Genomic DNA, 23,784 nt, shown 5'->3' with positions numbered 1-23,784 from the left:
ACAGCACCGCAACCCACGGTCGCCCTCCCCCTGAGCAGCGAGTACCATCCGCCTGACATGCGCACGAGCTGGGAGGACACACCGTGGGCCGGCTGACCGGTGGGGACCCGTCGCTGCTGCGACGGATCAATTCCGCGGTGGTACTGCATGCCCTCCGGGGCGCCTCCTCCTCGACCCTCACGGACCTGACCCGCATCACGGGCCTGTCCCGTCCGACGGTCGAGGGCGTCGTGGAAGGGCTCTTCGAGGCCGGCCTGGTCGTCGAGTGCGCTCCCGACGGGGCCGAGGCCCGCCGCCAGGGCCGACCGGCCCGGCGCTTCCGCTTCCGGGCCGAGGCCGGGCACCTGCTGGGCATCGAGATCGGCCCGCACCGCGTGTCCGCTCTGCTCTCGGGGCTGGACGGCCGGATCATCGGTGCCGGCTCACGCGAGGTGTCGGAGACCGCGAACGCCGACGACCGGCTCGACCGGGTCCGGGCCGTGGTCGCCGATGTCCTGCGCCGCACCGGCGTGGCCCGCAGCAGCCTGCGTGCGGTGGGGGTGGGCAGTCCGGGCATCGTGGAGGCCGACGGGACGGTGCGGCTGGGCACCGCGCTGCCGGACTGGACGGGCCTGGCTCTGGGCGAACGGCTGAGGCGCTCCTTCCGCTGCCCCGTCCTCGTGGAGAACGACGCCAACGCCGCCGCCGTCGCCGAGCACTGGAAGGGCGCGGCCACGGAGTCCGACGACATCGTGTTCGTGCTGGCGGGGCTGAGCCCGGGGGCCGGCTCCCTGATCGGCGGGAGGCTGCACCGGGGGTTCGGCGGCGCGGCCGGGGAGATCGGCGCGCTGCACCTGCTCGGCCGGGACGTGACACCGGAGCACCTGCTGTCGACGACGGACACCCCGCTGGATCCGCTCGACGAGCACGCGGTCGCCGCGGTCTTCGCGAAGGCCCGGCACGGGGACGAGCAGGCGCAGGCCGCGGTGGAGCGGTTCATCCAGCGCCTGGTGCACGACGTGGCGGCCCTGGTGCTGGCGCTCGACCCGGAGCTGGTGGTGGTCGGCGGCTGGGCCGCCGGGCTGGACGGCGTGCTGGACCCGCTCCGCGGCGAGCTGGCCCGCTACTGCCTGCGCCCGCCCCGGGTGGCCCTGTCGCTCCTGGGGGAGGCCGCGGTGGCGACCGGGGCGCTGCGACTCGCGCTGGACCACGTGGAGGAAGAGCTGTTCGCCGTCGAGGGAACGGTGACGGCCCGCCGCTGAGCGCGACGGGCCGTGGGGTGAAGAGCGGGGCGTGCGGGCTCGCGCCCCGGCGGCGTCGCGCAGCACCGCTACGGCCCGTCGCGGTGCGACCGGCCGCTGGGGGCGAGCTTCCCTGTCATGCGGGCTCGCGCCCCGGCGGCGTCGCGCAGCACCGCTACGGCCCATCGTGGTGCGACCGGCCGCAGGGTGCGAGCTTGCCTGTCGTGCGGGCTCGCACCCGGTGCCGGCCCCCGTGTCAGGACGCCTGGCGCTCCTGCCCGGGGTGGCTGATCTCCAGGTCGCCCGAGTCCCCGAAGGTGAGGCGGCAGGTGTCGGCCCGGTACGTGGCGATCGAGACCGCCGCCGTGCCGCCCGCGGCGAGGTAGCGAGTGGTGACCACGAGGACGGGGGCGCCGGGGAGCCGGTCCAGTTCCTTGGCGTCGTCGGCGCGGGCGGAGCCCAGCTCGACGGAGCGGTCCTGGCCGTCGAGGCCGAGCCGGTGCAGTTCGCGCACGATGTTGCGGGCGCGGGCCGCGCCGGTCGGGGCGTCTATGCCGGACAGGTCGGGCACCGAGGACGAGGGCACGTAGAGCAGCTCCGCCGCGACCACCTGGCCGTGGCTCGTCCGGATGCGGCGCACGATGTGCAGGGGCTCCTCGGCGCCGACGTTCAGCGTCGCGGCGACGGCGGCCGGGGCGGGAGCGCTCTCGCAGTCCACCGGCTGCCAGGCCTCGCCGTTCCCGCCCTCGTTCCAGTCGTTGCGGTCCGTGGAGACGGCCACGCCCACGCGCGGCGGGGCGACCGTGGTCCCGACGCCGCGGCGGCGGTGCAGCCTGCCTTCGAGTTCGAGCTGCTCCAGGGCCTGCCGGAGCGTGGCCCGTGCGACGCCGAACCGGGCGGCGAGCTCGCGCTCGTTGGGAAGGATCTCCCCCACCGCAAAGTCCGAGTCGAGTGCCTCACTGAGCACGGTCTTGAGGTGCCAGTACTTCGGCTCCTGCACCGTTTCCAGCTGCGTGGTCCCCACCCTGTCCTCCGCAATCGCCCAGCGGCTTTTTCCGCGACGTTATTTATTAAAGGTTCCTGTCTTAACGTTGAGACCATAGGACGGCACACCCCCTTGGTCAAGACCAATCCTGCGCCGGGGACCCTGTGAATGGATGGTCCGCCGCACAGCGTTCACAGGACGTTCGCGGACCGGTGCGCCCCGCGCAGCACAAAGCCCCACGTCGGGGCGGGTACGCGGGGCTGCGGAACGATTCCGCCGTGACCATACGGAATAGGCCATATCGGCCGAAAGAATCCAGGGGTCGGATCACGTCGAGCAAAGACGGACGGACCTCTTGAACTGGAAGCTACTTGGCGGTAGTTGTTGTTGACGCAATGTCTAGCCGCTTGCCGGCACGGCTTCCCGTGTCGCAACGACCGGGAGCACCGCCATGGCCAGCACGGTCTCTTTCAGCGTCGAGTCACCCCGAGGGCCCCGGACCGTGTCCGTGGCCTACGAACGGAGCGGTTCCGGGGAGCCCTTGCTGCTGCTCCACGGCATCGGCCACCACCGGCAGGCCTGGGACCCGGTGATACCGATCCTGGCCGTGGAGCGGGATGTCATCGCCGTCGACCTGCCCGGTTTCGGCGTCTCGCCCGCGCTTCCCGAGGACGTTCCGTACAACCTGACGACCGTGGCGCCGCTGCTCGCCGGGTTCTGCGAGGCGATCGGCGTGGACCGCCCCCACGTGGCGGGCAACTCGCTCGGCGGGCTCCTCGCGCTGGAGCTGGGGCGTACCGGGGCGGTCCGGTCGGTGACCGCCCTCTCGCCCGCCGGGTTCTGGACCGAGCGCGAGCGCGTCTACGCCTTCGGGACCCTGCGCGCGATGCGGCTGGCCGCGGAGTCGATGCCGCTGCCCCTCATAGAGCGGCTGTCCCGCACGGCGGCCGGGCGCACGGCGCTGACCAGCACCATCTACGCCCGGCCGGGCCGCCGCTCGCCCTCGGCGGCTGTTTCCGAGACGCTGGCGCTGCGCGAGGCGACTGGCTTCCACCAGACCCTGACCGTCGGCCGCGACGTGCTGTTCACCGACGACATACCGGGACTACCGGTGACCATCGCCTGGGGCGGCCGCGACCGGCTCCTGCTGCGCCGCCAGGGTGTCAGGGCCAAGCACACCCTCCCCGGCGCCCGGCTGGTCCGGCTGCCCGGCTGCGGTCACGTCCCCATGAACGACGACCCCGCTCTGGTGGCCCGGGTGATCCTCGACACCAGCCGCTGAACCCGCCACCCGGTCTTCGTCACGCCGCCCCAGCACTCCCGAGCCGATGGCCACGCCGAGGCCGACGAGGCAGGAGCCCGCGGCCTGGGCGAGTCCGTAGGAGCCGGTGCCCACCAGCGGGGCGGTGAGCGCGGCGGAGACCGGGATGAGGCCGGAGAAGAGGGTGGCACGCTCGGCGCCGATGCGCTGCATGCCCATGTACCAGCAGACGAACCCGATCACGGTCACGACGGCCGCCTGCCAGATCAGCGCCAGCGCCTCGGCCCCGGTCGGCACCCGCAGGAAGCCGCCGCCGTCCAGCACCAGGCCCAGGACCGCCGACTCGCCCGCCGCGATCACGCAGACCGTCATGGAGAGCAGCTTCGGGCCCAGCGGACGCAGCACCGGCACCGCGAGGACGGCGAAGCCCACCTCGCCGGCCAGCGCGCCGACGGAGCACAGGATGCCGGCCAGGTCGGTCCGTCCCCAGCCCTGGACCGTGAAGGCACCCGCGGCGACCAGAGCCGCCGCGTACAGCACGGGACGTGTGGGCCGGCGCCCCTCCGACAGGGGTACGAGCACGGCCACGAGAATCGGGGCACAGCCCACGAAGACGCCCGGAACAGCGGGTTCCGCGGAGCGTTCGGCGGTCAGGACGGCGAGATTGAAGCCGACCATGCCGACGGCGGCGAGCAGGGCGAGCCGCCCCCACTGCCGGCCGGTGAGCAGCCGCAGCGTGACGGCGGGGCGCGGCTCGCCCTCCCGGTGGATCAGGGGCAGCAGGAGCAGTGCCGCGAGGCCGTAGCGCAGCGCCTGGCCGCCCGCGTACGGGTAGTCGCCGAGAACGCTGTTGGCGGTGAAGGAGGCACCGACGAGGACGCAGGCGAAGGCGGCGAGCAGAGGGCCGCGCAGAGAGGTCACGTTCATGGGACCGACGCTAGGGAGCGGGATGGTCCGGTTTAAGGTCCACTTCCATGACGACTTCGGGGACCAATTCGCCCGCCGGAAGCAGCGGCGGAGGCCATGAATCCGTCTCAGCGGCCTGGGAGTTGCTGTTGCCGGTGGCGTCGGCTCCGGTCCGTGGCCGGGGCCGGGCGCTCCAGTCGGCGCTGCGTGAGGCGGTCCGCTCCGGCCGTCTGGCCGCGGGGACGCGGCTGCCGTCGAGCCGTGAGCTGGCCGCCGACCTCGGGGTCTCGCGCGGCCTGGTGACCGAGGCGTACGAGCAGCTGACGGCCGAGAGCTATCTGCGCAGCGGGCGTGGTGCGGGGACCTGGGTGGGCGGGTCCGCGCGGGCGGCGGCGGGCGGTGCGCGGGACCTGGCGCCGCGCGCCCACGGGGTCCTCGTCGACTTCCGGCCCGGTACGCCCGATCTCTCCCTCTTCCCGCGCAGCGCCTGGGCCGCGGCCCACCGCTCGGCGCTCGGCCGACTGCCGCACGCCGCCCTCGGCTACCCGGATCCGCGCGGTCTGCCGGAGCTGCGCGACGCCCTCGCCGCCCTGCTGACCCGGCGGCGTGGAGTGGTCGCCGATCCGGAACGGCTGCTGGTCTGTTCCGGAGTCGCGCAGGCCACGACCCTGCTCGGGTTCGTCCTGCGCGGGCGCGGGATGCGCACGGTCGGAGTGGAGGACCCCGGAAGCCCCGAGCACTCGGCGCTCTTCGCTTCCGCCGGGGTCGCCACGGTCCCGGTCCCGCTCGACGACGAGGGTCTGGCCCTGGAGCCACTGGTGCGCTCCGGAGTGCGCGCCGTGGTGACGACCCCGGCCCACCAGTTCCCCACCGGCGTCGCGTACTCCGCGTCCCGTCGCAGCCGGCTCCTGGCCTGGGCGCGGGCGACGGACGGGCTCGTCGTCGAGGACGACTACGACGGTGACTTCCGCTACGACCGCGCCCCCGTCGGCGCCCTCCAGGGCCTTGATCCGGAACGCGTCGCCTACACCGGATCGGTGAGCAAGTCGCTGGCTCCCGGGCTGCGTCTGGGCTGGCTGGTGGCGCCGGCTTCGATGACCGACGAACTCGTCGACCGTAAGCGGACGATGGACCTCGGCAACCCTGCCCTCGATCAGGCAGTGCTCGCCGACTTCGTGTCCGGCGGTGGCTACGACCGTCAGCTGAGGCGCTGTCAGCGTGCGTACCGCGAACGGCGTGACACGCTGACACGGGCGCTGGCCGAGCACTTCCCCGGCTCCGAGGTGAGCGGTGTCGCGGCGGGCCTGCACGCCATCGCGCGGCTGCCGGAACGCTGGGGGCCGGAGGGCGAGTTCGCCGAGCGGGCGGCCGGTGCGGGCATCGCCGTGCGCCTGCTGCGCGACTACGGAACGGCGCGGCCCACGGACGGCTGTGTCCGTCTCGTACTCGGCTACGCCCACGTGGCGACGACGGACATCGTCCGTGGGGTGCGCACGCTCGCCGGCCTTGGCCGGAACCCCCGTTGACCTGCGACGAAGATCGATTGTCAGTGGCGGGTTCTACGGTTTTTCCATGACCCGAACCGTGCAGGCCCTGGCCTACTCACGTCCCTCCGCGCTGGCTTCTTCGCAGGCAGGGCGGTCGCTCGGCCTGGAGACGGCCGGCGGCTCCACTCCGCTCGGCGCCGAAGCCCACCCGCGCTTCTTCGCGGGCTTCCTCGCCTCGCCGCACATCGCCGCGCGAGGCCTGCTCGCCGTGGCGGACGTCGCCGCCGCGCGCTACTACCAGCGGACGCTGCTGTCCTCGCTCGACCCGGTGGTGACGGGCAACGGCGACCGGCTGCGCTTCGAGTCGTTCTCCGGGTGCTGCGGGGTGTACGCACGGCTCGACGTGCTGAGCGAGGGTCTGGAAGGCCTCGGGACGGGCCACGGCACCACCAATGTGGATGTGAACAATCCGCTGCGGGAGGCTCTTTCGCGGATCGGCGGCGACGAACCGCTGCACCTGCGGGTGGGCCCGCAGGAGATGGCGGTGACCACGATGGACGGTGCTGTCGTGGAGAAGAAGGTGCCGCTGCCGGACCGCTGGCTGCGAGGCTTCGCCGAGGCGCAGGTGGCCTCCGCCTCCTTCGATCTGCGGGCGGAACTCCCGGCGGCGGAGGCCGTACGGTTCCTGCGGTCGCTGCCCAAGTCGTCGGGGGCCGCCACACGCGGCGCGCAGTGGGTGGTGCCGGCCGGGCGGGCGCTGCGGCCCACGACCCGGCCGGTGTCCGGTGCCGTCTGCCTTCCCGGCCCTCAGCGGCTGGCCGCCTTGCAACGGGTACTGCGGTACGCGTCGGCGCTGCGCGTGTACGGGCCGGCGGCCGACGGCGCGGCCACCGCGAGTGCCTGGGAGGTGGTGCTGCCCGGGATGCGGCTCACGCTGACGCTGTCGCCCGATGCTTCGCGCGGGTTCTCCGGTGAGGGCGGAGTCCTGGAGGCGCTGGCCACGGACGACGCAGCGGCCGACGCGGAGCTGATCTCGGTGCTGCTGGCGTGGGAGCCGCGGATCGAGCCGGACCGGCTGGCGGCGGAGTCGGGGCTTCCGGTGGAGCGGGTCCGGGCCGCGCTGGTCCGGCTGGGCACGGCCGGCCGGGTGGGCTACGACCTCGCGGACGCGGCGTACTTCCACCGCGAGCTGCCGTACGACGCGGACCGCGCCGAGCGGCACAATCCGCGGCTGGTGGCGGCTCGGCTGCTGGCCCGTGAGGGTGCGGTGGTCCTGGACGGCGAGGTGGCTGCGGTGCGTTCGGGCGACCAGCGCTACCAGGTGCGCGAGCGATCCGGGGCGCTGAGCTGCACCTGTCAGTGGTGGGCGGACTACCGGGGCCGACGGGGCCCGTGCAAGCACGCGTTGGCCGTGCGGATGGTCCGCCGGGGCGCGACGGTCGCCGGAGGTGCGCTGTGAGCACCCTGCTCGACGCGGTGCGCGAGGGCCGTGTGGACGACGTCAAGGGCCTGCTGGCCCGGCTCGACCGGGGCGAACGCAAAGCGGCGCTCGACGGGTTGAAGGATCTGCGCAAGGAGGCGCGGGGCTGGGCCTGGGGCGAGCGCACCAGGGCCCGGAAGGCCCTGCTGGTGGCCGGCGCGGGCTGCCACACGGGGGCCGCCGGCTGTGCGGCCTGGCTCGGCGCCCGGGAGATGCGCGACTGGGTGCACTCGCCGTACCCGTGGGTACTGGAGGTGCTCGCCGACCGCGATCCGGCCTGGCTGGCCGATCTCGCCCGGCGGCTGGCGGCGCGCGCCGTGGAGTCCGACGCGGAGTACCGGCTCGTCGTGGAACTGTCCCTCAGGGCGGGCTGCCCGCTGCCCGCCTCCGACGGCATGGTCCGGACGTGGGCCGAGGCGATCAACGGTGCGCGGTGGCAGTCACGGCCCGAGAAGGCGCTCGTGGACGTCCTGCGCGCGGACGCCCATCTCGACGTCCTGATTCCGCACCTCCTGACGATGCCGGAGCTGCCGCCGGTGGTGGCGTGGGTCGACAGCCGCTCCCCCGAGGGGTACTGGCCGGCGGCTCTGTCCGCCCTCGTGGCAGAGGGCCTGCTCGATCGCGGCGCCCTGCTCGACAGCTGCGTCACACGTCTGCTGCGCGGCGGGAAGCCCACCGATCTGCGCTTCTGCCTGCTGGTGCTGCGTGGTCTCGGACCCACCGCCGACGAGGAGGCGGCGCGGGTGGCCGACTGGATGGCGATGGCCGCCGACGGGCCTTCGCCGGTGGCCGGCCACGCCCAGGAGGTACTGGCCCGGCTCGACGCGCAAGGCGTGCTCTCCGTCCGTCAGTTGGCCGAGGTGTCCGGCGCGGTGCTGTTCCGCACGGAGAAGAAGCTGGTGCGCGCCCAGTTGGTCCAGCTGGGGAAGGTACTGCGCCGGGAGCCCTCGACGGCCGATGCGCTGCTCCCCGTCATCGCCGACGCCTTCGGGCATCCGGACACCGATGCGCAGGAGCGGGCGCTGAAGCTGGCCGCCCGCGCGGTTCCCGCCGCGACGGCCGGGGTCCGGGAGGAGGCGGCCCGGATGGCCTCGCTGCTGGCGCCGGTGCACCGGGAGGCGGCGCGTGCCGTGTTCGGGGAGCTGCTGGAGGACGAGCCGGAGGCCGACGCCTATGAGGAGATCCTGCCGCCGCCCCCGGCCCCGCGCCCCGTCGGCCCGCCGCCGGCGTCCGTGGCCGAACTGACCGAGGAGGTGGTGGCCCTGCTCCGCTCGGCGCCCGAGGACATCACCGCGTTCGAACGGGCCCTGGACGGGCTGATCCGGTTCGCCCGCAGCGGGCGGGAGGAGCTGACCGAGGCGCTGGGGAGCGCCCTGTCCGGGCAGTGGTGGGACGGGCTCCCACGGGGACAGGTCGACTGGCGGATGACCCGCAACCACGACGGCCTCCACATCGTCGCGGCCTCGCTGCTCGGACACGTCTCGGAACAGGCCATCGGTGAGGGACAGGCTCGGCGGACGGCACCGGGGGCCTGCTGCCACGAAGTGCTCGACGGAATCCTGTACGCCCGCCTGTGGGAGGCGGCCTCCGAGGTCCGGACGGGCAGAGTGCCCTATCTGCTGGCCACGCCCACCTGGCACACGGGGCACATCGATGCCCCGGAGCTGGTCGAGCGGCTGCGCGGATACAAGGCTCTGGGTGTCCTCGCCGGGCCCGTCGACTTCGCCCAGGCACTGCTGCGGGTGCGGCGCACGGGCGAGGAGGACGCCGCGAGCCATGCCGCCGCGCTGGGCACCGAGGAGGGCGACCGGCTGGCGGCGTGGCTCCGTGCGGACGAGCCGGTGGCCGCCGTGGTCCCCCGCCATGTGGACACGGAGGTGGCCGTCGCCCGGGACTGGCTGCTGCAAACGGTCACCAAGGTGCAGCGCGTGCTGCTGGCCACCAGGGAGAACGTGCTCGTCCAGCGGAAGTTCCCCCGCCCCTTCCACTGGCTCGGGCGGCCGCACTCCCCGCGGAACCAGCGCTGCTACCACTGGAGTCCGGAATCGCCGCACTGGACCGCCACCCTGCCCGAGGACGGCGAGACGCTCGCGGCCTGGCTGCTGCCCACCATCGCGACGTGTGTCGAGGAGCAGCGGGGGACCACGTCGCTGCTGCCCGCGCTCGCCGAGAGCGGCGGACCCGCCGCCGGGGCCCTGCATCTCGCTCTGGCCTACGGGCTGGGCGCCCGGCACTCGGACGACCGGCTCGCGGCGGTGGACGCCCTTCTGGTGCTGGCCGCCCGGGGCCGGCTCGATGCCGGGCTCCTCGGAGGCGAGCTGGCCACTCTCATCGAACGGGACTCGGTCAAGCCCGGCCGTCTGGCGGACGCGGCCCGCACGGCGGCGGGGACCGGGGCGTACGGAACCGTCCTGTCCGTCCTGGTGCCCGTGCTGCCCGCGCTGCTGGCCCGGGAGCGGGCGCCCCGGGGGCTGAGCGATCTGCTCGCCGTGGCGGCGGAGTGCGCGGAGCGCTGCGGGCCGCCGGAGACCGGTCCCCTAGCGGGTCTGGCCGAAACGGCCGCGCGTGGCGGGACGACCCAGCTGGTGCGGCAGGCGATACGCCTGGAGACCGCGTGCCGGCCGGGGGCCTCCGCATGACCGTGCGGGAGGCCTGAAGCCTCCCCGGGCTCCCTTCGAAACGCCTGCCCAACTCGCCCGAAACCGACGATAGGAAGCCCAATGACCCTTTAACCCATCGGTCACAGAGCGTTCGTGATCAGGCAACACGGTGCGGTCACAGTGGATTCATGACTGATGTGACATCCGCGAAGAGTGCCCGCCGCCCCCACCACTGGCGGCGGGACATGATCGAACTCGCCGCGCTGTTCACGGCGGTGGCGGTCGCCGACGCGATCGCCAACCTGATCGGGCACCAGCCGGACGGCCCGTACCTGCTCATCGCGTCCGCGGTGGCGCTGACCGCGACAGCCGCGTTCCACACCTGGTGGGCACGGCGCCACAGCCACGCGCCGCCCCCGCCGCCCGAATCCGCGGGCACGGAGGTGGAGGTGGCCGACGAGACGGGCCGGCCGACCGCGACCGCCGACCCCGGCGACACCGTCCTGTGGCGGATGCGGACCACCGTGCGGGACGCCCCGGGCAGCCTGGCCGCCCTGTGCACCGTGCTGGCCCGGCACGGCATCGACATCCTCACGCTCCAGACGCATCCGCTGGCGCAGGGCACCGTCGACGAGTTCCTGCTGCGGGTGCCCGCGTCGCTGCCGGCCCCGCAGCTGGCCCGTGCGGTGTCCGCCGCCGGGGGCAGCTCCACCTGGACCGAGCGGGCCGACGCCCACGACCTGGTCGATGCCCCGACGCGGGTCCTCGGCCTCGCCACCCGTACGGCGCTCGACGCCGCCGAACTCCCCCTCGCCCTGCGGCAGCTGCTCGGCCGGTGCACGATCCACTCGCTGCCCGCCGTGTCGGTCTCCGGACGCGCCACCGGCGAGACCGCCCCGGTGGAAGGAGTGCTGGAGGAGACGGTGATGCGGCTGCGCGACCCGTCGGGCGGCGTCATCACCGTCGAGCGGCCCTACCTCCCGTTCACGCCCACGGAGTTCGCGCGGGCCCGTGCGCTGGTGGAGCTCGACGCCCGGCTCGGCCCCCGCGTCCCGCGCGGCGAACAGGTGCTCACGCTGCCCGAGGGCAACGAGATCACCGTGCGCCGGGCGGACCGGGCCGACCACGGAGCGGCCGTGGCCATGCACGGGCGCTGCTCGGAGCAGACGCTGCGGCTCCGCTACCACGGCCCGGTCCGGGACGCGGACCGCTACCTGGACCACCTGCTGAGCCCCCGCTTCGGCCGCACCCTGGCCGTGCAGACGGCGTCCGGCCGGCTGGTCGCCCTCGGCCACCTCCTCTGGGACGGCGACGAGACCGAGGTCGCCCTCCTCGTCGAGGACGAGTGGCAGCGGCGCGGCATCGGCTCCGAACTGCTGGCCCGTCTGGTGGCGATGGCCGGGGAGGCCGGCTGCGAGAGCGTCTACGCCGTCACCCAGGCGTCGAACACCGGCATGGTCGCCGCCATGCGCGCGCTCTCGCTGCCGCTCGACTACCAGATCGAGGAGGGCACGCTCGTGATCACCGCGCGCCTTGCCACGACCCCGGCGCGTTCCCTGCCGCCGCTGCCGTACGAACAGGCTGAACGCTGACCTCACGGCGTACGGGTTCCTCGCCGCTCAGCGCCTGGCACAGGTCGGCCCACAGGTCCTCGACGTCCTCCAGACCGACCGACATACGCAGCAGCCGGTCGCCGACACCGGACGCGTGCCGGTCTCCCTCGTCCACAATGCGGTGGCTGATGGAGGCCGGGTGCTGGATGAGGCTGTCGACGCTGCCGAGGCTGACGGCGGGCGTGATCAGCCGTACCCCCGCGATCACCTGGTGCGGGTCGCCGTAGACCTCGAACGACACCATGGCACCGCCGATCTCCGGGTAGTGGACGCGGGCGACGCGCGGGTCGGCGGAGAGCCGGCGGGCGAGTTCGGCCGCACTCGCGGAGGCGGCCCGGACCCGCACCGGCAGGGTCGAGAGCCCGCGCAGCAGCAGGTAGCCGGCCATCGGGTGCAGGACGCCCCCGGTGGCGAAACGCACCTGGCGCAGCACGGCGGCGAACTCCTCGTCGCAGGCGACGACTCCGCCCATGACGTCCCCGTGCCCGCCCAGGTACTTCGTCGCACTGTGCAGCACGATCCGCGCACCGTGCTCGACGGGCCGCTGGAGGACGGGGGTCGCGAAGGTGTTGTCGACCAGCAGCGGCACCGCACCGCAGGAGTGGGCGACGGCTCGGATGTCCACCTCGGCGAGCGTCGGGTTGGCGGGCGTCTCCACGATGACCAGACCTGTGTCGGGCCGGATGGCCTCCGCGACGCCCGCCGGGTCCGTCCACGTCACCTCGGTGCCGAGGAGCCCGGCGCCCAGCAGGTGATCGCTGCATCCGTACAGGGGCCGCACGGCCACCACATGGCGCAGCCCCACGCTCGCGCGGGCCAGCAGGACCGCGGTCAGCGCCGCCATGCCGCTGGCGAAGGACACCGCGCTCGCGGTGCCTTCGAGACGGGCCAGCGCCGTTTCGAAGCGCGCGGTCGTCGGGTTGTCGAGCCGTGCGTAGACGGGCGGCCCGTCGGGGCGCGCCCCGGTGGTGGCGAAGGCGTCGATCCGTTCCGCCTCCGCACGGGAGTCGTACGAGGGGTAGGTGGTCGACAGATCGATCGGCGCGGCGTGCAGGCCGAGGGCCGCGAGGTCGTCGCGTCCGGCGTGCACGGCTTCGGTGGCGAGCGCCCTGGACGGGGTTGTCGTCGAGGGCGGCAGCGCGGATTCGGTGTCCATGCTCGCACTCTGAACGCTCACCGGACCGGGCGGCCGAAAGCCCGTGCTACGTTCGGCGAATGACTGATTCCGTCGCTCTCGACACGGTCGACCTGCACATTCTGCGGCTGTTGCAGAACGACGCCCGGACCACGTACCGGGAGCTGGCGGCCGAGGTCGGCGTCGCACCCTCGACATGCCTGGACCGGGTGACCCGGCTGCGCCGCACCGGCGTCATCCTCGGGCACCAGCTGCGCCTCGACCCGGCACGGCTCGGCCGGGGGCTCGAAGCGCTGCTCTCCGTACAGGTGCGTCCGCACCGCCGGGAGCTGATCGGGCCGTTCGTCGAACGGATCAGGTCGCTGCCGGAGTCCCGTGCCCTGTTCCATCTGACCGGCCCGGACGACTATCTGGTGCATGTGGCCGTGGCGGACACGGCGGATCTCCAGCGGCTCGTGCTCGACGAGTTCACCTCGCGACGGGAGGTGGCCCGGGTGGAGACGCGGCTGATCTACCAGCAGTGGGAGTGCGGTCCGCTGCTGCCGCCCGTGCCGGGGGCGGCTGCGGTCCCGGTTCCGGGTCAGGTCCGTCCCGCCGATTGATAGTGACGCGGGACCCCCGCACGTACGAGGATGGCCCCATGTCAGACTCTTCCAGCAGCGCGCTGCCCCGCCAGGTCGCCGACGCCTACGTCGACGCGTTCATCGAACTCGACCCCATCTCCGGCACCTACCTCGGTGTCGCGGCAAGCTCGCGCCGCCTTCCCGATTTCTCCCCCGCCGGCCAGGAGCAGCTGGCCGCGCTGGCGCGGGACACCCTCGCGCGGCTCGACCGCGCGGAGCAGCTGCCCGGTGCGGCCGAGGACGCCGAGCGCCGCTGCGGCCGGCTGCTGCGGGAACGCCTGACGGCCGAACTGGCCGTGCACGAGGCCGATGAGGCGCTGCGCGCCGTTTCCAACCTGCACTCCCCGGCCCACTCGATCCGTGAGGTGTTCACGGTGACGCCCACCGAGACGGACGAGGACTGGGCGGCCGTCGTCGAGCGGCTGCGGGCGGTCCCGGCGGCGCTCGCCGGTTACCAGGAGTCCCTGGCGCTCGGTCTGGAGCGCAAGCTGTACGGCGGTCCGCGTGCCACGGCCACCTTCGTCGGCCAGCTCGACGAGTGGGTCGGGGACGGCACGAAGGGCTTCTTCCAGGACTTCGCCGCCGCCGGCCCGGACGCCCTGCGCACGGACCTGGACGAGGCCGCCGCGCAGGCCGCCGGCGCCCTGGACGAGCTGCGGCGCTGGATGCGCGAGGTGTACGCCCCCGCGATCGAGGGCGAGCCGGACACGGTGGGCCGTGAGCGGTATGCCCGCTGGTCGCGCTACTTCAACGGCACCGACCTCGATCTCGACGAGGCATACGCGTACGGCTGGTCCGAATACCACCGGCTGCTGGCCGAGATGAAGACCGAGGCAACGAAGGTGCTGCCGGGCGCGGGCCCCTGGGAGGCGCTGGCCCATCTCGATGTGCACGGCAAGCACATCGAGGGCGTCGACGAGGTCCAGGCGTGGCTGCAGGGCCTGATGGACGAGGCGATCGACGCACTGGACGGGACGCACTTCGAGCTGGCCGAGCGGGTCCGCCGGGTGGAGTCCCGGATCGCCCCGCCCGGCGGCGCGGCCGCTCCGTACTACACGGGCCCCTCCGAGGACTTCTCCCGCCCCGGGCGCACCTGGCTGCCGACGATGGGCGAGACCCGCTTCCCGGTGTACGACCTGGTGTCCACCTGGTACCACGAGGGCGTTCCCGGTCATCACCTCCAGCTCGCGCAGTGGGCGCACGTGGCGGAGAGCCTGTCGCGCTACCAGGCGTCCATCGGCATCGTCAGCGCCAACGCCGAGGGCTGGGCGCTGTACGCGGAGCGGCTGATGGACGAGCTGGGCTTCCTGCCTGACCCGGAGCGCCGGCTCGGCTACCTGGACGCGCAGATGATGCGTGCCTGCCGGGTGATCGTGGACATCGGCATGCACGTGGGTCTGGAGATCCCGGCCGATTCGCCGTTCCACCCGGGTGAGCGGTGGACGCCGGAGCTGGCCCAGGAGTTCTTCGGCAACCACAGCGGCAGGCCCGCCGACTTCGTGGAGAGCGAGCTGACCCGCTACCTGTCGATGCCGGGCCAGGCGATCGGCTACAAGCTCGGTGAACGCGCCTGGCTGCTGGGCCGGGAGAACGCCCGGACCGCGCACGGCGACGCCTTCGACCTCAAGGCGTGGCACATGGCTGCCCTGTCCCAGGGCCCGCTGGGCCTGGACGACCTGGTCGACGAGCTGTCGAAGCTCTGAGCCCTCGGCTGCCGGTCCCCGGACGGTGTGTCCGGGGACCGGCGGTCGTCAGCAACCGCAGTCGTCGGTGCCGGCCGGGGCGGTGAGCGGGTCGGCCGCGCGCCGCTCCTCGCCCTGCCAGGTCTCGTACGGGAAGCCCTCGCGCGCCCAGTACTCGAAGCCGCCCAGCATCTCCTTCACGCGGTAACCGAGTCCGGCCAGGGCGAGGGCTGCGCGAGTGGCGCCGTTGCAGCCGGGGCCCCAGCAGTACGTGACCACCGGCACCGCCGGGTCGAGGAGCCGGGGCGCCTGCTCGGCGATGAGCGCGGTCGGCAGGTGCACCGCGCCCGGGATGTGTCCCTGGTCCCAGGACTCGGTGGACCGGGAGTCGAGCAGGACGAAGCCGGGGTCGCCGCCGGCGGCGAGGGCCGCCGCGACGTCCGAGACGTCGGCGTGGAAGGCGAGCGAGGCGCCGAAGTAGGCGACGGCGTCGGCCGGGGCGGCGGGCGGAACGCGCAGGACGGGGTGGTCGGCGAGGGCGCCGGGCTGAGGACTCATGCCGGAAAACCTATGATCGTCCGGCCAGGCCCGGAAGGCGGGATCCCCGGTACCTGGGTTGATCCGCCGGGGAATCCACGGTTCCCTGTCCCCATGAGCGACTATTCCCCGGACGCCACCGACTGGCGCATTCTCGACGTGCTGCAACGGGAGGGCCGGGCCTCGTTCGCGGAGCTCGCGCGTGCGGTGGCCATGTCGCCGAGCGCTGTGACCGAGCGGGTCCGCCGGCTGGAGGAGGCCGGGGTCATCAGCGGGTACGCGGCCGTGGTCGATCCGGAACGGCTCGGGCTGCCGATCCTCGCCTTCGTACGGCTGCGGTACCCGAACGGCAACTACAAGCCGTTCCACGACCTGTTGGAGACCACGCCGGAGGTCGTGGAGGCCCATCACGTCACCGGCGACGACTGCTTCGTGCTGAAGGTGACGGCCCGCTCCATGAGCCATCTGGAGACCGTCTCCGGGAAGATCGGCGCGCTCGGTTCCGTCACCACCAGCGTCGTCTACTCCTCGCCCCTGCCGGGGCGCGCCATCAGTCGCTGAGCCCGTTGGCCTCCGCCCGGAGGCGCACGGCCGATCCGTGCCGTTCCTTCACCACCTGGAGCTGGGCAGGGATGCGGCGGCGCAGATCCGCGACGTGGCTGACGATGCCGACGCTGCGGTCCCGTTCCCGCAGCGAGTCGAGCACGTCGAGCACTTCGTCGAGCGTCTGGTCGTCGAGGCTGCCGAACCCCTCGTCGATGAACAGGGTGTCGAGGCGTACGCCGCCCGCCTCGTCGGTGACGACGTCGGCGAGGCCGAGCGCCAGGGCGAGCGAGGCGAAGAACGTCTCGCCGCCGGAGAGCGTGGCCGTGTCGCGCTCCCGACCGGTCCAGGCGTCGATGACGTGCAGGCCGAGCCCCGATCTGCGGGCGCCGGTACGGGCGTCGGAGTGGACGAGCTGGTAGCGGCCCGCCGACATACGGCTCAGCCGGGCGGTGGCCGCCGCCGCGACCTGTTCCAGCCGGGCGGCCAGTACGTACGACTCCAGCCGCATCTTGCGCGCGTTGTCCGCCGAGGTGCCGGCGGTGAGCCCGGCCAGCCGGGCGACCCGTTCGTACTCCTCGCGCACCGGTCCCAGCGCGCGCACCTCGTCCGCCACCCGGCGCGAGAGCCTGGCGAGTTCGGCGCAGCGTTCCCGGGCGGCGTCGAGTCCCGCCGCGGCCTCGCGCAGCGCGCGCTCGGCCCGGTCGAACGCCTCCCGCGCCGCGTCCGGGGCGGCGGCCGGACGCGCGGCGGCGTCCCGGGCCGCGGTCTCGGCCAGCCGGTCCGCGACCGCTGCCGCCTCGGCCTGCCAGGCGTCGATCCGGTGCTGGAGCGTACGCTGCCCCGCGTCGTCGAGCAGCGTCGCGGCGGCGGCCTCCGGGGTCTCGAAACCGGCCCGGAACGCTGCGTCCGCGAGGCGGTCGTCGGCCTCCTTGAGCCGTGCCGCCGCGCTCTCCTCCTCGCGCACCGCGCCGGCCGCCTCGACCAGCAGGTCGACCCGTCGCTGCAGGACGGCGGCGTGCTCGGCGACGCTCGCGTACCCGCCGCGTGCCCGGTCCAGGACCTCGTCGAGCGCGGCCCGTTCGGCGTCCAGCGACTCGCGCCGCGAGGTGCGGGCGGCGGCGCGCTGCTCGGCCCGCTGCCGGTCCTCGGCGCGCCGGCGCTGCTCACGCTCGGCCGCCGCCAGCGCCTCCCGCGCGGCGTGCGCCCCGGCTGCGGTCCGGTACGCCTCCGCGTGCTCGCCGGCCAGGGCGTCGACGAGGGCGGCGAGCGCGGCGACGGTCGGCGCCACGCCGGAATCGGCGCTGTCCCCTGCCCCGGTGGAGACGGAGGTCACGTCGTCGGCCTGCCCGGTGGCGTCCGGACCCGTCGCCGCACCGGTGGCGCCGGCCGGGTCCGTCCCGCCGTCCGCCGTTCCGGCGGCCCCCGCCGCCTCCGCACGAGCCGTCGCGTGGCGTTCGCGGACCACCGCGAGGGCCTGCTCGGCGTCCGCGCGGGCCTGCTCCGCGCCGCGGTGCGTGCGTTCGGCCGCCTCCTCCGTCGCCCGGTCGACATGGCCGTCGCCGGTGCGGGCCGGGGCCGGGTGGTCCGTCGCGCCGCAGACCGCGCAGGGCTCACCGGCGGCCAGTTGCGCGGCGAGTTCGGCCGCGATGCCGCGCAGCCGGCGCTCGCGCAGGTCGAGCCAGTGCTCATGGGTACCGAGGGCGTGTTCGCGGGCGTCGGCGAGCCGCAGTCCGGCGGTTGTCACCTGCGCCGCCAGGGTGTCCCGGCGGCGGGCCGCGTCGAGGCGGCGGCGGGCCGGATCGAGGCGCCTGGCCAGCAGTTCGGTACGGGTCGCGGCCTCCAGCGCCGCGTCGAGTCGGGCCTGGAGGTCCTGGCGGGTGGTCTCCCAGCCGGCCAACCAGCCCTCGGTGTCACGAACCAGTGCGTCGTCGGCCCCGGCCTGTCGCTCCAGGGCGGCGCGCTCGTCGTCGATCTCGGCACTGCGCCGCTCGGCGCGGCGCGCGGATTCGAGGCCGCCCCGTTCCTCGCGGAGCCGGTGTTCCAGGCCCGCCAGCTGTTCGGCGCCCGCGTCGGCCAGGGTCTCCGGCAGCCGGTCCCCGGCACGGTCCCGGGCCTCGCGCGCCTGCCGGTACGCGCGCTCCGCCGCCTCGCGCAGCTCCAGCGCCGGGGCCACGAGGTCCGCCTTGCGGGCCCGCGCGAGGCGTTCGAGCGCACCCTCGTGCGCGGCGCGGCCGGTCTCCACGGCGTCGGCCCGGCGCCGGGTCTCGGCGTACCGCTCCTGGAGCGCGGCGAGTTCCCGTTCGGTGTCCAGGGCGCGGTGGGCGTCGGCGTGCCGGTGCTCGGCCGTGGCGAGGACCGACGCGGCGATGTCGAGCCGTTCGCGGGCGCCGCTGCGGGCGGTCGCGGCCCAGCCGAGGACCGCGTCCGCGAGGCCGGGGTCGCCCGGCTGGACGTCCGGCAGGCCGAGTTCGCGCGCGGCGGGGCCCGCCGCCTGGGCGATGCGCTGGGCGAGTCCGAGGATCTGGTCGTCACCGGCCTTGACCTGTGCCTCGGCCGTCCGGCGCAGCTCGGCCAGGCGGTCCTCGACGGCCGCGAAGCGGCGGGTGTCGAAGAGCCGGCCGAGAAGCCGGCCGCGGGCCTCGGCATCGGCGCGCAGGAAGCGTGCGAAGTCGCCCTGCGGCAGCAGCACCACCTGGCAGAACTGCTCCCGGCTCATCCCGACGAGCTGGGTGATCTCCTCACCGATCTCCTGGTGCGACCGGCTCAGCGCCTGCCAGCCGTCGTCGGGGTCGTACCCACGCAGCCAGCTCTGCGCCTTCTCCGTGGTGTGGCCGCCGCCGCGTTTCTTGGGGCGGGGCTGGGCGGGGCGCCGGGTGATCTCCAGCCTGCGCCCGCCGACGGTGAGGTCGAGTCGCACCTCGGTCGGCAGGTCCGCCGCGGCGTGGTCGCTGCGCAGCGAGGTGCCGGGGCTCTGGCGGGCGCCGGGGACCGCCCCGTACAGGGCGTAGCAGACGGCGTCCAGGACGGAGGTCTTCCCGGCGCCGGTCGGTCCGTGCAGCAGGAAGAGGCCGGCGGAGGAGAGCGCGTCGAAATCGATCTCCTCGGTGGCGCCGAAGGGGCCGAACGCGGTGATGCGGAGGGTATGGAGCCTCACCGGTTCACCTCGCGGACGCCGTCGTCGACCCGAACGTGGTCGAAGGCGCCGCGCAGCACCGCCCGTTCCTGTGCGTCGGTCCCGCAGCCGCCGCGTACGTGGGCCACGAAGTCCTCCGCGATGCTCTGGTCGTCGCGGCCGCGCAGGCGGCGGGCGTACGAGATGTCCGGGTCGTCGGGCGCCCGCTCCGGTTCGAAGACGAGGCCGAGGGTGTGCGGGAAGCGTTCGGTGAGCCGGGCCATGGGGTCGGCGGGGCGGACCGGGTCGGTCAGGGTGGCCTCCACCCAGGCGTCCTCGTGGCGGTCGAGCGCGGGGTCGTTCAGCAGTTCGTCGAGCCGGCCGCGCAGCCGGGCGAGGCGGCGGGGCACCGGGCAGTCGACGCGCTCTGCGGTGACGGCGCCCGAGGCGTCCAGGTCGATGAGCCACATGGTCTTGCGGTGGGCGGACTCGGAGAAGGAGTAGGCGAGCGGGGAGCCCGAGTACCTGACCCGGTCGGTGACGGCCTGGCAGCCGTGGAGGTGGCCGAGGGCCACGTAGTCGACGCCGTCGAAGACTCCGGCGGGGACCGAGGCGACGCCGCCGACGGTGATGTCGCGTTCGCTGTCGCTGGGTTCGCCGCCGGCGACGAAGGCGTGGGCGAGGACGACGGACCGGGTGGAGTCCGGGCGCGCGGCGAGGTCGGCGCGGACCCGGTCCATGGCGGCGGTCAGCACGGCCTTGTGCCCGGCGCGCTCGGCCCGCAGGGTGTCCTTGACCAGGGCCGGTTCCAGGTACGGAAGCCCGTAGAACGCCACGTCCCCGTGCGCGTCGGCGAGCACGACGGGGGTGGCGCAGTGCGCGGGGTCGGTGCGCAGGTGGATGCCGGCCCGGCCGATGAGCCCGGCGCCGACACCGAGCCGGCGGGCCGAGTCGTGGTTGCCGGAGATCATCACGGTGGGCACCCCGGCGCCGGCCAGGCGGTGGAGGGCGTCGTCGAAGAGCTGCACGGCGCCGAGCGGGGGCACCGCTCTGTCGTACACGTCACCCGCCACGACGACGGCGTCGACCTCGTGCTCGCGGACGGTGGCCACCAGGTGATCGAGGAAGGCGGCCTGCGCTTCGAGCAGGGGGACCCGGTGGAACGACCGGCCCAGGTGCCAGTCCGATGTGTGCAGAATCCTCAAGACCCGGCTCCGGTCCGCATGCGCTTCCTCCGCCCCTGTGCCCTCACGTCCCACAGTGTCCCATCACGCCGGGGGACCGAGGGCGCGTCCGTGAAGTCCCGCCGGGTCCGTGACCGGCCGGGTCACGCGTCGTCGTACGCCTCGCCGCCCAGTTCCACGCGTGCCTCGCCCGCCGTGGCGTCGGCCAGCCAGCGGCGGAACTCCTCGACCTCGGCGTCCGGCAGCCCGATCTCGATGGTCACGTCGGCGGCGTACCGGACCGCGCGCACGGTCCGTCCGGTGGCCCGCAGTTCGTTCTCCAGCCGGCCCGCCCGCTGGTGGCCGACCGTGACGGTGGCGAGCCGGAAGCGGCGGCGGGTGCGGGTGCCGAGTGCGTCGAGCGCCTCGCCGACCACTCCCCCGTATGCCCGGATCAGTCCGCCGGCGCCCAGCTTCACGCCGCCGTAGTAGCGGGTGACGACGGCGACGACGTAGCAGACCTCGCGGCGCGTCAGCATCTGGAGCATCGGGACACCGGCGGTGCCGCCGGGCTCGCCGTCGTCACTGGCCTTCTGCACGGAGGCGTCGGCGCCGATGACGTACGCGTAGCAGTTGTGGGTGGCGGTCGGATGCTCCTTGCGGACGCGGGCGACGAACTCCTGTGCCTCCTCCTCGGTGGCGGCAGGGGCGAGCGCGCAGAGGAAGCGGGAGCGGTTGATCTCGCTCTCGTGGACGCCCGCGCGGGCGACGGTCCGGTACTGCTCCTGCATCCCGCCACCCTATGCTTCCTCGCGGGAATGGCCGGAGCGGGCCGCCGGTTGTGCGGATCATGGACGCAGACACGGAGACGATCCGCAGGATTCTGGAAGACACCGGCGACACCTGGGCCGTGGTGGGGCTGTCCGGCAACCGTGCCCGCGCCGCCTACGGGGTCGCCGAGGTGCTGCAGCGCTTCGGCAAGCGTGTGGTGCCGGTGCACCCGAAGGCGGAACGGGTCCACGGCGAGCAGGGGTACGCCTCGCTGGCGGACATACCGTTCCCGGTGGACGTGGTGGACGTCTTCGTCAACAGCGACCTGGCCGGTGCGGTGGCCGACGAGGCGGCCGCCATCGGCGCGCGAGCCGTCTGGTTCCAGCTCGGTGTGATCGACGAGAAGGCGTACGAGCGCACCCGGGCGGCCGGGCTGGACATGGTGATGAATCGCTGCCCCGCCATCGAGATCCCGCGCCTCGGCTAGGACGCTTCGGGGGCCCGGACACCCAGCCCTTCGAGAACCACGGCGCCCGGCAGTGCGGCCAGCGCCTTGCCGGTCACGATGAGCTTGCCCCGGCGCGAGCCGCTGCCGATCAGGACCCACTCCTCGTCCACGACGGCGGAGTCGATCAGCAGCGGCCAGGAGGCAGGGAGCCCGACGGGCGTGATGCCGCCGTACTCCATGCCGGTCTCGCCGACGGCCGTATCCATCGAGGCGAAGCGTGCCTTGCGCAGGCCGAGGTGCTTGCGGGCGACGCCGTTCACGTCGACGCGGGAGTGCGACAGGACGACGCAGGCGCCGAGCGTGACCTCTCCGGCGCGCTTGCCCGACAGGACGACGCAGTTCGCCGAGCGCTCCAGCAGATCGGCTCCGTGGTGCGCGACGAAGACCGCGGTGTCGGCGATCTCCGGGTCGGTGTCGACGTGCAGGACCTGGTCGGGGGTGATGCCTCCCCAGCCGGTGCGCACCGCCTCGGCCACCGGGGCGGTGAGCAGGTCCTGACGGTCGACGGCGGGGCTGGCGTTCTCGAAGGAGCCGATGGGTGCGCGCATGCGCGTCACGCTAACAGCGGCGTGCGCGGGGGTGTGCGGCGTCTCATCTGACGGGCGGAATGCTGACGGCCATGGTGAGTTCGACCGGTTCGGTGCCCTCGTTGCGGTACGCGTGCGGGTGGTGCGCCTCGAAGGTGGCGGAGGTGCCGGCGGGCACGGCGTACGGGGTGTCGTCGACGACGAGGGTGAGGGTGCCGGCGGTGACGTGGAGCAGTTCCACCGTGCCCTCGGGGTGCGGGTCCGACCGGCTGCCGTCGCCGGGCATCAGCCGCCAGGACCAGAGTTCGAGGGGGCCGCGGGCCTCCGTGCCGACCAGCAGCGTGGTGGCGCTGCCCGCCTCGGTGGACCACATGCGTACGGCCTGGTCGGCGGGGACCATGCGGACCGGGGAGCCCTGTTCGTAGTCGAGCAGCGTGGTGATGCTGATGCCGAGCGCGTCGGCGAGCTTGACCGTGGTGCCGACGCTCGGGTTGGTGCGGGCCTGCTCGATCTGGATGATCATGCCCCGGCTGACTCCCGCGCGGGCGGCCAGCGCGTCCAGGGTGAAGCCGCGCTCACCGCGCCAGCGCTTGAGGTTGCGCGCGAGGGACTGCGTCAGCTGATCGAGGTCAGTCACATTCCGTCCAATATTTTGTATGACGTAGTCGAGCATCCTGCACTACGGTGGAGTGCACCCACTTGTTCACCGCACTGTACTGCGAGGCACCCATGACCGCGTTGTTCGCCCTGGCCACCAGCCTCCTGTGGGGACTGGCCGACTTCGGGGGCGGTCTGCTGACGCGGCGCACGCCCGCGCTCACCGTGGTCGTGGTCTCGCAGATCATCGCGGCGACGGTGCTGGGGGTGATCGTGACCGTCACGGGCGGCTGGAGCGAGGCGGGTCCCCGGCTCTGGTTCGCGGTCGGGGCGGGAGTCGTGGGGCCGATGGCGATGCTCTGCTTCTACAAGGCGCTCGCTCTGGGACCGATGGGTGTGGTCTCCCCGCTCGGTTCGCTCGGCGTGGCCGTACCGGTGGGCGTGGGACTGATCGCCGGGGAGCGGCCGGGGCTCCTGCAGTGCGCCGGGGTCGCCGTCGCCGTCGCGGGCATCGTGATGGCGGGCGGCCCGCAGCTGCGCGGGGCCCCGGTGCAGCGGCGGGCGATCCTGCTGACGCTGGTGGCCGCCTTCGGTTTCGGGACCGTGATGTCGCTGATCGCCGAGGCGTCGACGACAGTGACCGGGCTGTTTCTCGCCCTGTTCGTGCAGCGGCTGACCAATATCGCGGTGGGCGGCGGGGCGCTGTACGTCTCGGTGCGGCGCGGCGGCCGGGCGCTGCCCGAGGAGGGAGGCGCGGCGGCGGTCCGGGCCGCCCTTCCGGCGCTGGCGTTCGTCGGGCTCGCGGACGTGGCGGCCAACGGCACGTACGCGATGGCCGCGCAGCACGGCCCGGTCACCGTCGCCGCCGTACTGGCCTCGCTCTATCCGGTGGTCACCGCCCTGGCCGCGCGCGGGTACCTCAAGGAGCGGCTGCGGGGCGTGCAGGCGGCGGGCGCCGGACTCGCACTGGTGGGCACGGTCCTGCTGGCGACCGGCTGAGCGCGGGGCCGGGTCAGCGCGCGAGCCCGGCC

At 74.0% G+C, this 23,784-nt stretch carries 19 protein-coding genes and 1 pseudogene; 11 read left to right on the top strand and 9 right to left on the bottom strand.

Annotated features, from left to right (window positions below; all coding sequences use genetic code 11):
- Positions 1–83: 83 nt before the first annotated feature.
- Positions 84–1,241 (top strand): ROK family protein, encoded by a 1,158-nt coding sequence (locus EAO73_RS28580; RefSeq protein ID WP_147974398.1) that lies wholly within the window; start codon positions 84–86, stop codon positions 1,239–1,241.
- A gap of 235 nt (positions 1,242–1,476) precedes the next feature.
- Here EAO73_RS28580 and EAO73_RS28575 read toward each other — a convergent pair whose 3' ends face one another.
- Positions 1,477–2,244, bottom strand: coding sequence for a GntR family transcriptional regulator (locus tag EAO73_RS28575; protein ID WP_147974397.1), 768 nt, complete (start codon positions 2,242–2,244; stop codon positions 1,477–1,479).
- Positions 2,245–2,656: 412 nt separating this feature from the next.
- On the opposite strand from EAO73_RS28575, the gene EAO73_RS28570 reads away from it, so the two are divergent.
- Positions 2,657–3,487, top strand: coding sequence for an alpha/beta fold hydrolase (locus tag EAO73_RS28570; RefSeq protein ID WP_147974396.1), 831 nt, complete (start codon positions 2,657–2,659; stop codon positions 3,485–3,487).
- A 57-nt stretch (positions 3,488–3,544) separates the two neighbouring features.
- On the opposite strand, the pseudogene EAO73_RS28565 reads toward EAO73_RS28570, so the two are convergent.
- A pseudogene (locus tag EAO73_RS28565) lies at positions 3,545–4,393 on the bottom strand (DMT family transporter); the annotation flags it as partial.
- 47 nt (positions 4,394–4,440) lie between these two features.
- On the opposite strand from EAO73_RS28565, the gene EAO73_RS28560 reads away from it, so the two are divergent.
- The 4 genes from EAO73_RS28560 to EAO73_RS28545 all read left to right on the top strand — a co-directional run bounded on the left by EAO73_RS28560 (position 4,441) and on the right by EAO73_RS28545 (position 11,531).
- Positions 4,441–5,898 carry a PLP-dependent aminotransferase family protein gene (locus tag EAO73_RS28560; RefSeq protein WP_191134261.1) on the top strand — a complete coding sequence of 486 codons (1,458 nt, stop codon included), beginning with the start codon at positions 4,441–4,443 and terminating at the stop codon, positions 5,896–5,898.
- 46 nt (positions 5,899–5,944) lie between these two features.
- On the top strand, positions 5,945–7,318 hold the full coding sequence (locus EAO73_RS28555) for an SWIM zinc finger family protein (protein WP_191134260.1): 1,374 nt from the start codon (positions 5,945–5,947) through the stop codon (positions 7,316–7,318).
- Positions 7,315–9,978, top strand: coding sequence for a DUF6493 family protein (locus tag EAO73_RS28550; protein ID WP_147974395.1), 2,664 nt, complete (start codon positions 7,315–7,317; stop codon positions 9,976–9,978). The genes EAO73_RS28555 and EAO73_RS28550 overlap by 4 nt, the downstream gene beginning before the upstream one ends.
- A gap of 158 nt (positions 9,979–10,136) precedes the next feature.
- Positions 10,137–11,531 carry a GNAT family N-acetyltransferase gene (locus EAO73_RS28545; protein WP_191134271.1) on the top strand — a complete coding sequence of 465 codons (1,395 nt, stop codon included), beginning with the start codon at positions 10,137–10,139 and terminating at the stop codon, positions 11,529–11,531.
- Here EAO73_RS28545 and EAO73_RS28540 read toward each other — a convergent pair.
- Positions 11,461–12,708 (bottom strand): trans-sulfuration enzyme family protein, encoded by a 1,248-nt coding sequence (locus EAO73_RS28540; protein WP_147974394.1) that lies wholly within the window; start codon positions 12,706–12,708, stop codon positions 11,461–11,463. The genes EAO73_RS28545 and EAO73_RS28540 overlap by 71 nt on opposite strands.
- Positions 12,709–12,767: 59 nt before the next feature.
- Here EAO73_RS28540 and EAO73_RS28535 point away from each other — a divergent pair, with 59 nt between their 5' ends.
- Positions 12,768–13,289 carry an Lrp/AsnC family transcriptional regulator gene (locus EAO73_RS28535; RefSeq protein ID WP_147974393.1) on the top strand — a complete coding sequence of 174 codons (522 nt, stop codon included), beginning with the start codon at positions 12,768–12,770 and terminating at the stop codon, positions 13,287–13,289.
- A 38-nt stretch (positions 13,290–13,327) separates the two neighbouring features.
- The gene (locus tag EAO73_RS28530) at positions 13,328–15,013 is read left to right on the top strand and encodes a DUF885 domain-containing protein (RefSeq protein ID WP_147974392.1); all 1,686 of its coding nucleotides are present in this window, start codon (positions 13,328–13,330) and stop codon (positions 15,011–15,013) included.
- A 48-nt stretch (positions 15,014–15,061) separates the two neighbouring features.
- Here the strand turns inward: EAO73_RS28530 and EAO73_RS28525 are convergent, their stop codons facing one another.
- Positions 15,062–15,550, bottom strand: a complete 489-nt coding sequence (locus EAO73_RS28525; protein ID WP_147974391.1) for a rhodanese-like domain-containing protein — start codon at positions 15,548–15,550, stop codon at positions 15,062–15,064.
- Positions 15,551–15,643: 93 nt separating this feature from the next.
- Here EAO73_RS28525 and EAO73_RS28520 point away from each other — a divergent pair, with 93 nt between their 5' ends.
- The gene (locus EAO73_RS28520; protein WP_147974390.1) at positions 15,644–16,090 is read left to right on the top strand and encodes an Lrp/AsnC family transcriptional regulator; all 447 of its coding nucleotides are present in this window, start codon (positions 15,644–15,646) and stop codon (positions 16,088–16,090) included.
- On the opposite strand, the gene EAO73_RS28515 is transcribed toward EAO73_RS28520, so the two are convergent.
- From EAO73_RS28515 to EAO73_RS28505, 3 genes are all read right to left on the bottom strand, one after another.
- Complete coding sequence (locus EAO73_RS28515) at positions 16,080–19,229, bottom strand: AAA family ATPase (protein ID WP_147974389.1); 3,150 nt, start codon at positions 19,227–19,229, stop codon at positions 16,080–16,082. The genes EAO73_RS28520 and EAO73_RS28515 overlap by 11 nt on opposite strands.
- A complete protein-coding gene (locus EAO73_RS28510) occupies positions 19,226–20,392 on the bottom strand; it encodes an exonuclease SbcCD subunit D (protein ID WP_147974388.1) in 1,167 nt (388 codons plus the stop codon). Before EAO73_RS28510 ends, EAO73_RS28515 begins: the two co-directional genes overlap by 4 nt.
- 122 nt (positions 20,393–20,514) lie before the next feature.
- The gene (locus tag EAO73_RS28505; protein ID WP_147974387.1) at positions 20,515–21,141 is read right to left on the bottom strand and encodes a YigZ family protein; all 627 of its coding nucleotides are present in this window, start codon (positions 21,139–21,141) and stop codon (positions 20,515–20,517) included.
- 59 nt (positions 21,142–21,200) lie between these two features.
- Between EAO73_RS28505 and EAO73_RS28500 the strand changes: the two genes are divergently transcribed.
- Positions 21,201–21,608: a CoA-binding protein gene (locus tag EAO73_RS28500; RefSeq protein ID WP_147974386.1), complete on the top strand. Its 408-nt coding sequence runs from the start codon at positions 21,201–21,203 to the stop codon at positions 21,606–21,608.
- Here EAO73_RS28500 and EAO73_RS28495 read toward each other — a convergent pair.
- Positions 21,605–22,177 carry a YbaK/EbsC family protein gene (locus EAO73_RS28495; RefSeq protein ID WP_147974385.1) on the bottom strand — a complete coding sequence of 191 codons (573 nt, stop codon included), beginning with the start codon at positions 22,175–22,177 and terminating at the stop codon, positions 21,605–21,607. The genes EAO73_RS28500 and EAO73_RS28495 overlap by 4 nt on opposite strands.
- A 43-nt stretch (positions 22,178–22,220) precedes the next feature.
- The gene (locus EAO73_RS28490; RefSeq protein ID WP_147974384.1) at positions 22,221–22,793 is read right to left on the bottom strand and encodes a helix-turn-helix domain-containing protein; all 573 of its coding nucleotides are present in this window, start codon (positions 22,791–22,793) and stop codon (positions 22,221–22,223) included.
- Between the two features lie 92 nt (positions 22,794–22,885).
- Here EAO73_RS28490 and EAO73_RS28485 point away from each other — a divergent pair, with 92 nt between their 5' ends.
- The gene (locus EAO73_RS28485; RefSeq protein ID WP_147974480.1) at positions 22,886–23,752 is read left to right on the top strand and encodes an EamA family transporter; all 867 of its coding nucleotides are present in this window, start codon (positions 22,886–22,888) and stop codon (positions 23,750–23,752) included.
- Positions 23,753–23,784: the final 32 nt, after the last annotated feature.

Origin of the sequence: Streptomyces sp. col6 (assembly GCF_008042035.1) — a bacterium.
In the GTDB taxonomy this organism is placed as follows: domain Bacteria; phylum Actinomycetota; class Actinomycetes; order Streptomycetales; family Streptomycetaceae; genus Streptomyces.
This window is presented reverse-complemented; position numbering and strand designations above follow the sequence as displayed.

Excerpts from the sequence above, each read along its gene's own strand:
- EAO73_RS28570 (WP_147974396.1), top strand. The coding sequence starts at position 2,657 with ATGGCCAGCACGGTCTCTTTCAGCGTCGAGTCACCCCGAGGGCCCCGG.
- EAO73_RS28560 (WP_191134261.1), top strand. The coding sequence starts at position 4,441 with ATGACGACTTCGGGGACCAATTCGCCCGCCGGAAGCAGCGGCGGAGGC.
- EAO73_RS28555 (WP_191134260.1), top strand. The coding sequence starts at position 5,945 with ATGACCCGAACCGTGCAGGCCCTGGCCTACTCACGTCCCTCCGCGCTG.
- EAO73_RS28540 (WP_147974394.1), bottom strand. The coding sequence starts at position 12,708 with ATGGACACCGAATCCGCGCTGCCGCCCTCGACGACAACCCCGTCCAGG.
- EAO73_RS28535 (WP_147974393.1), top strand. The coding sequence starts at position 12,768 with ATGACTGATTCCGTCGCTCTCGACACGGTCGACCTGCACATTCTGCGG.
- EAO73_RS28530 (WP_147974392.1), top strand. The coding sequence starts at position 13,328 with ATGTCAGACTCTTCCAGCAGCGCGCTGCCCCGCCAGGTCGCCGACGCC.
- EAO73_RS28525 (WP_147974391.1), bottom strand. The coding sequence starts at position 15,550 with ATGAGTCCTCAGCCCGGCGCCCTCGCCGACCACCCCGTCCTGCGCGTT.
- EAO73_RS28520 (WP_147974390.1), top strand. The coding sequence starts at position 15,644 with ATGAGCGACTATTCCCCGGACGCCACCGACTGGCGCATTCTCGACGTG.
- EAO73_RS28505 (WP_147974387.1), bottom strand. The coding sequence starts at position 21,141 with ATGCAGGAGCAGTACCGGACCGTCGCCCGCGCGGGCGTCCACGAGAGC.
- EAO73_RS28500 (WP_147974386.1), top strand. The coding sequence starts at position 21,201 with ATGGACGCAGACACGGAGACGATCCGCAGGATTCTGGAAGACACCGGC.
- EAO73_RS28495 (WP_147974385.1), bottom strand. The coding sequence starts at position 22,177 with ATGCGCGCACCCATCGGCTCCTTCGAGAACGCCAGCCCCGCCGTCGAC.
- EAO73_RS28485 (WP_147974480.1), top strand. The coding sequence starts at position 22,886 with ATGACCGCGTTGTTCGCCCTGGCCACCAGCCTCCTGTGGGGACTGGCC.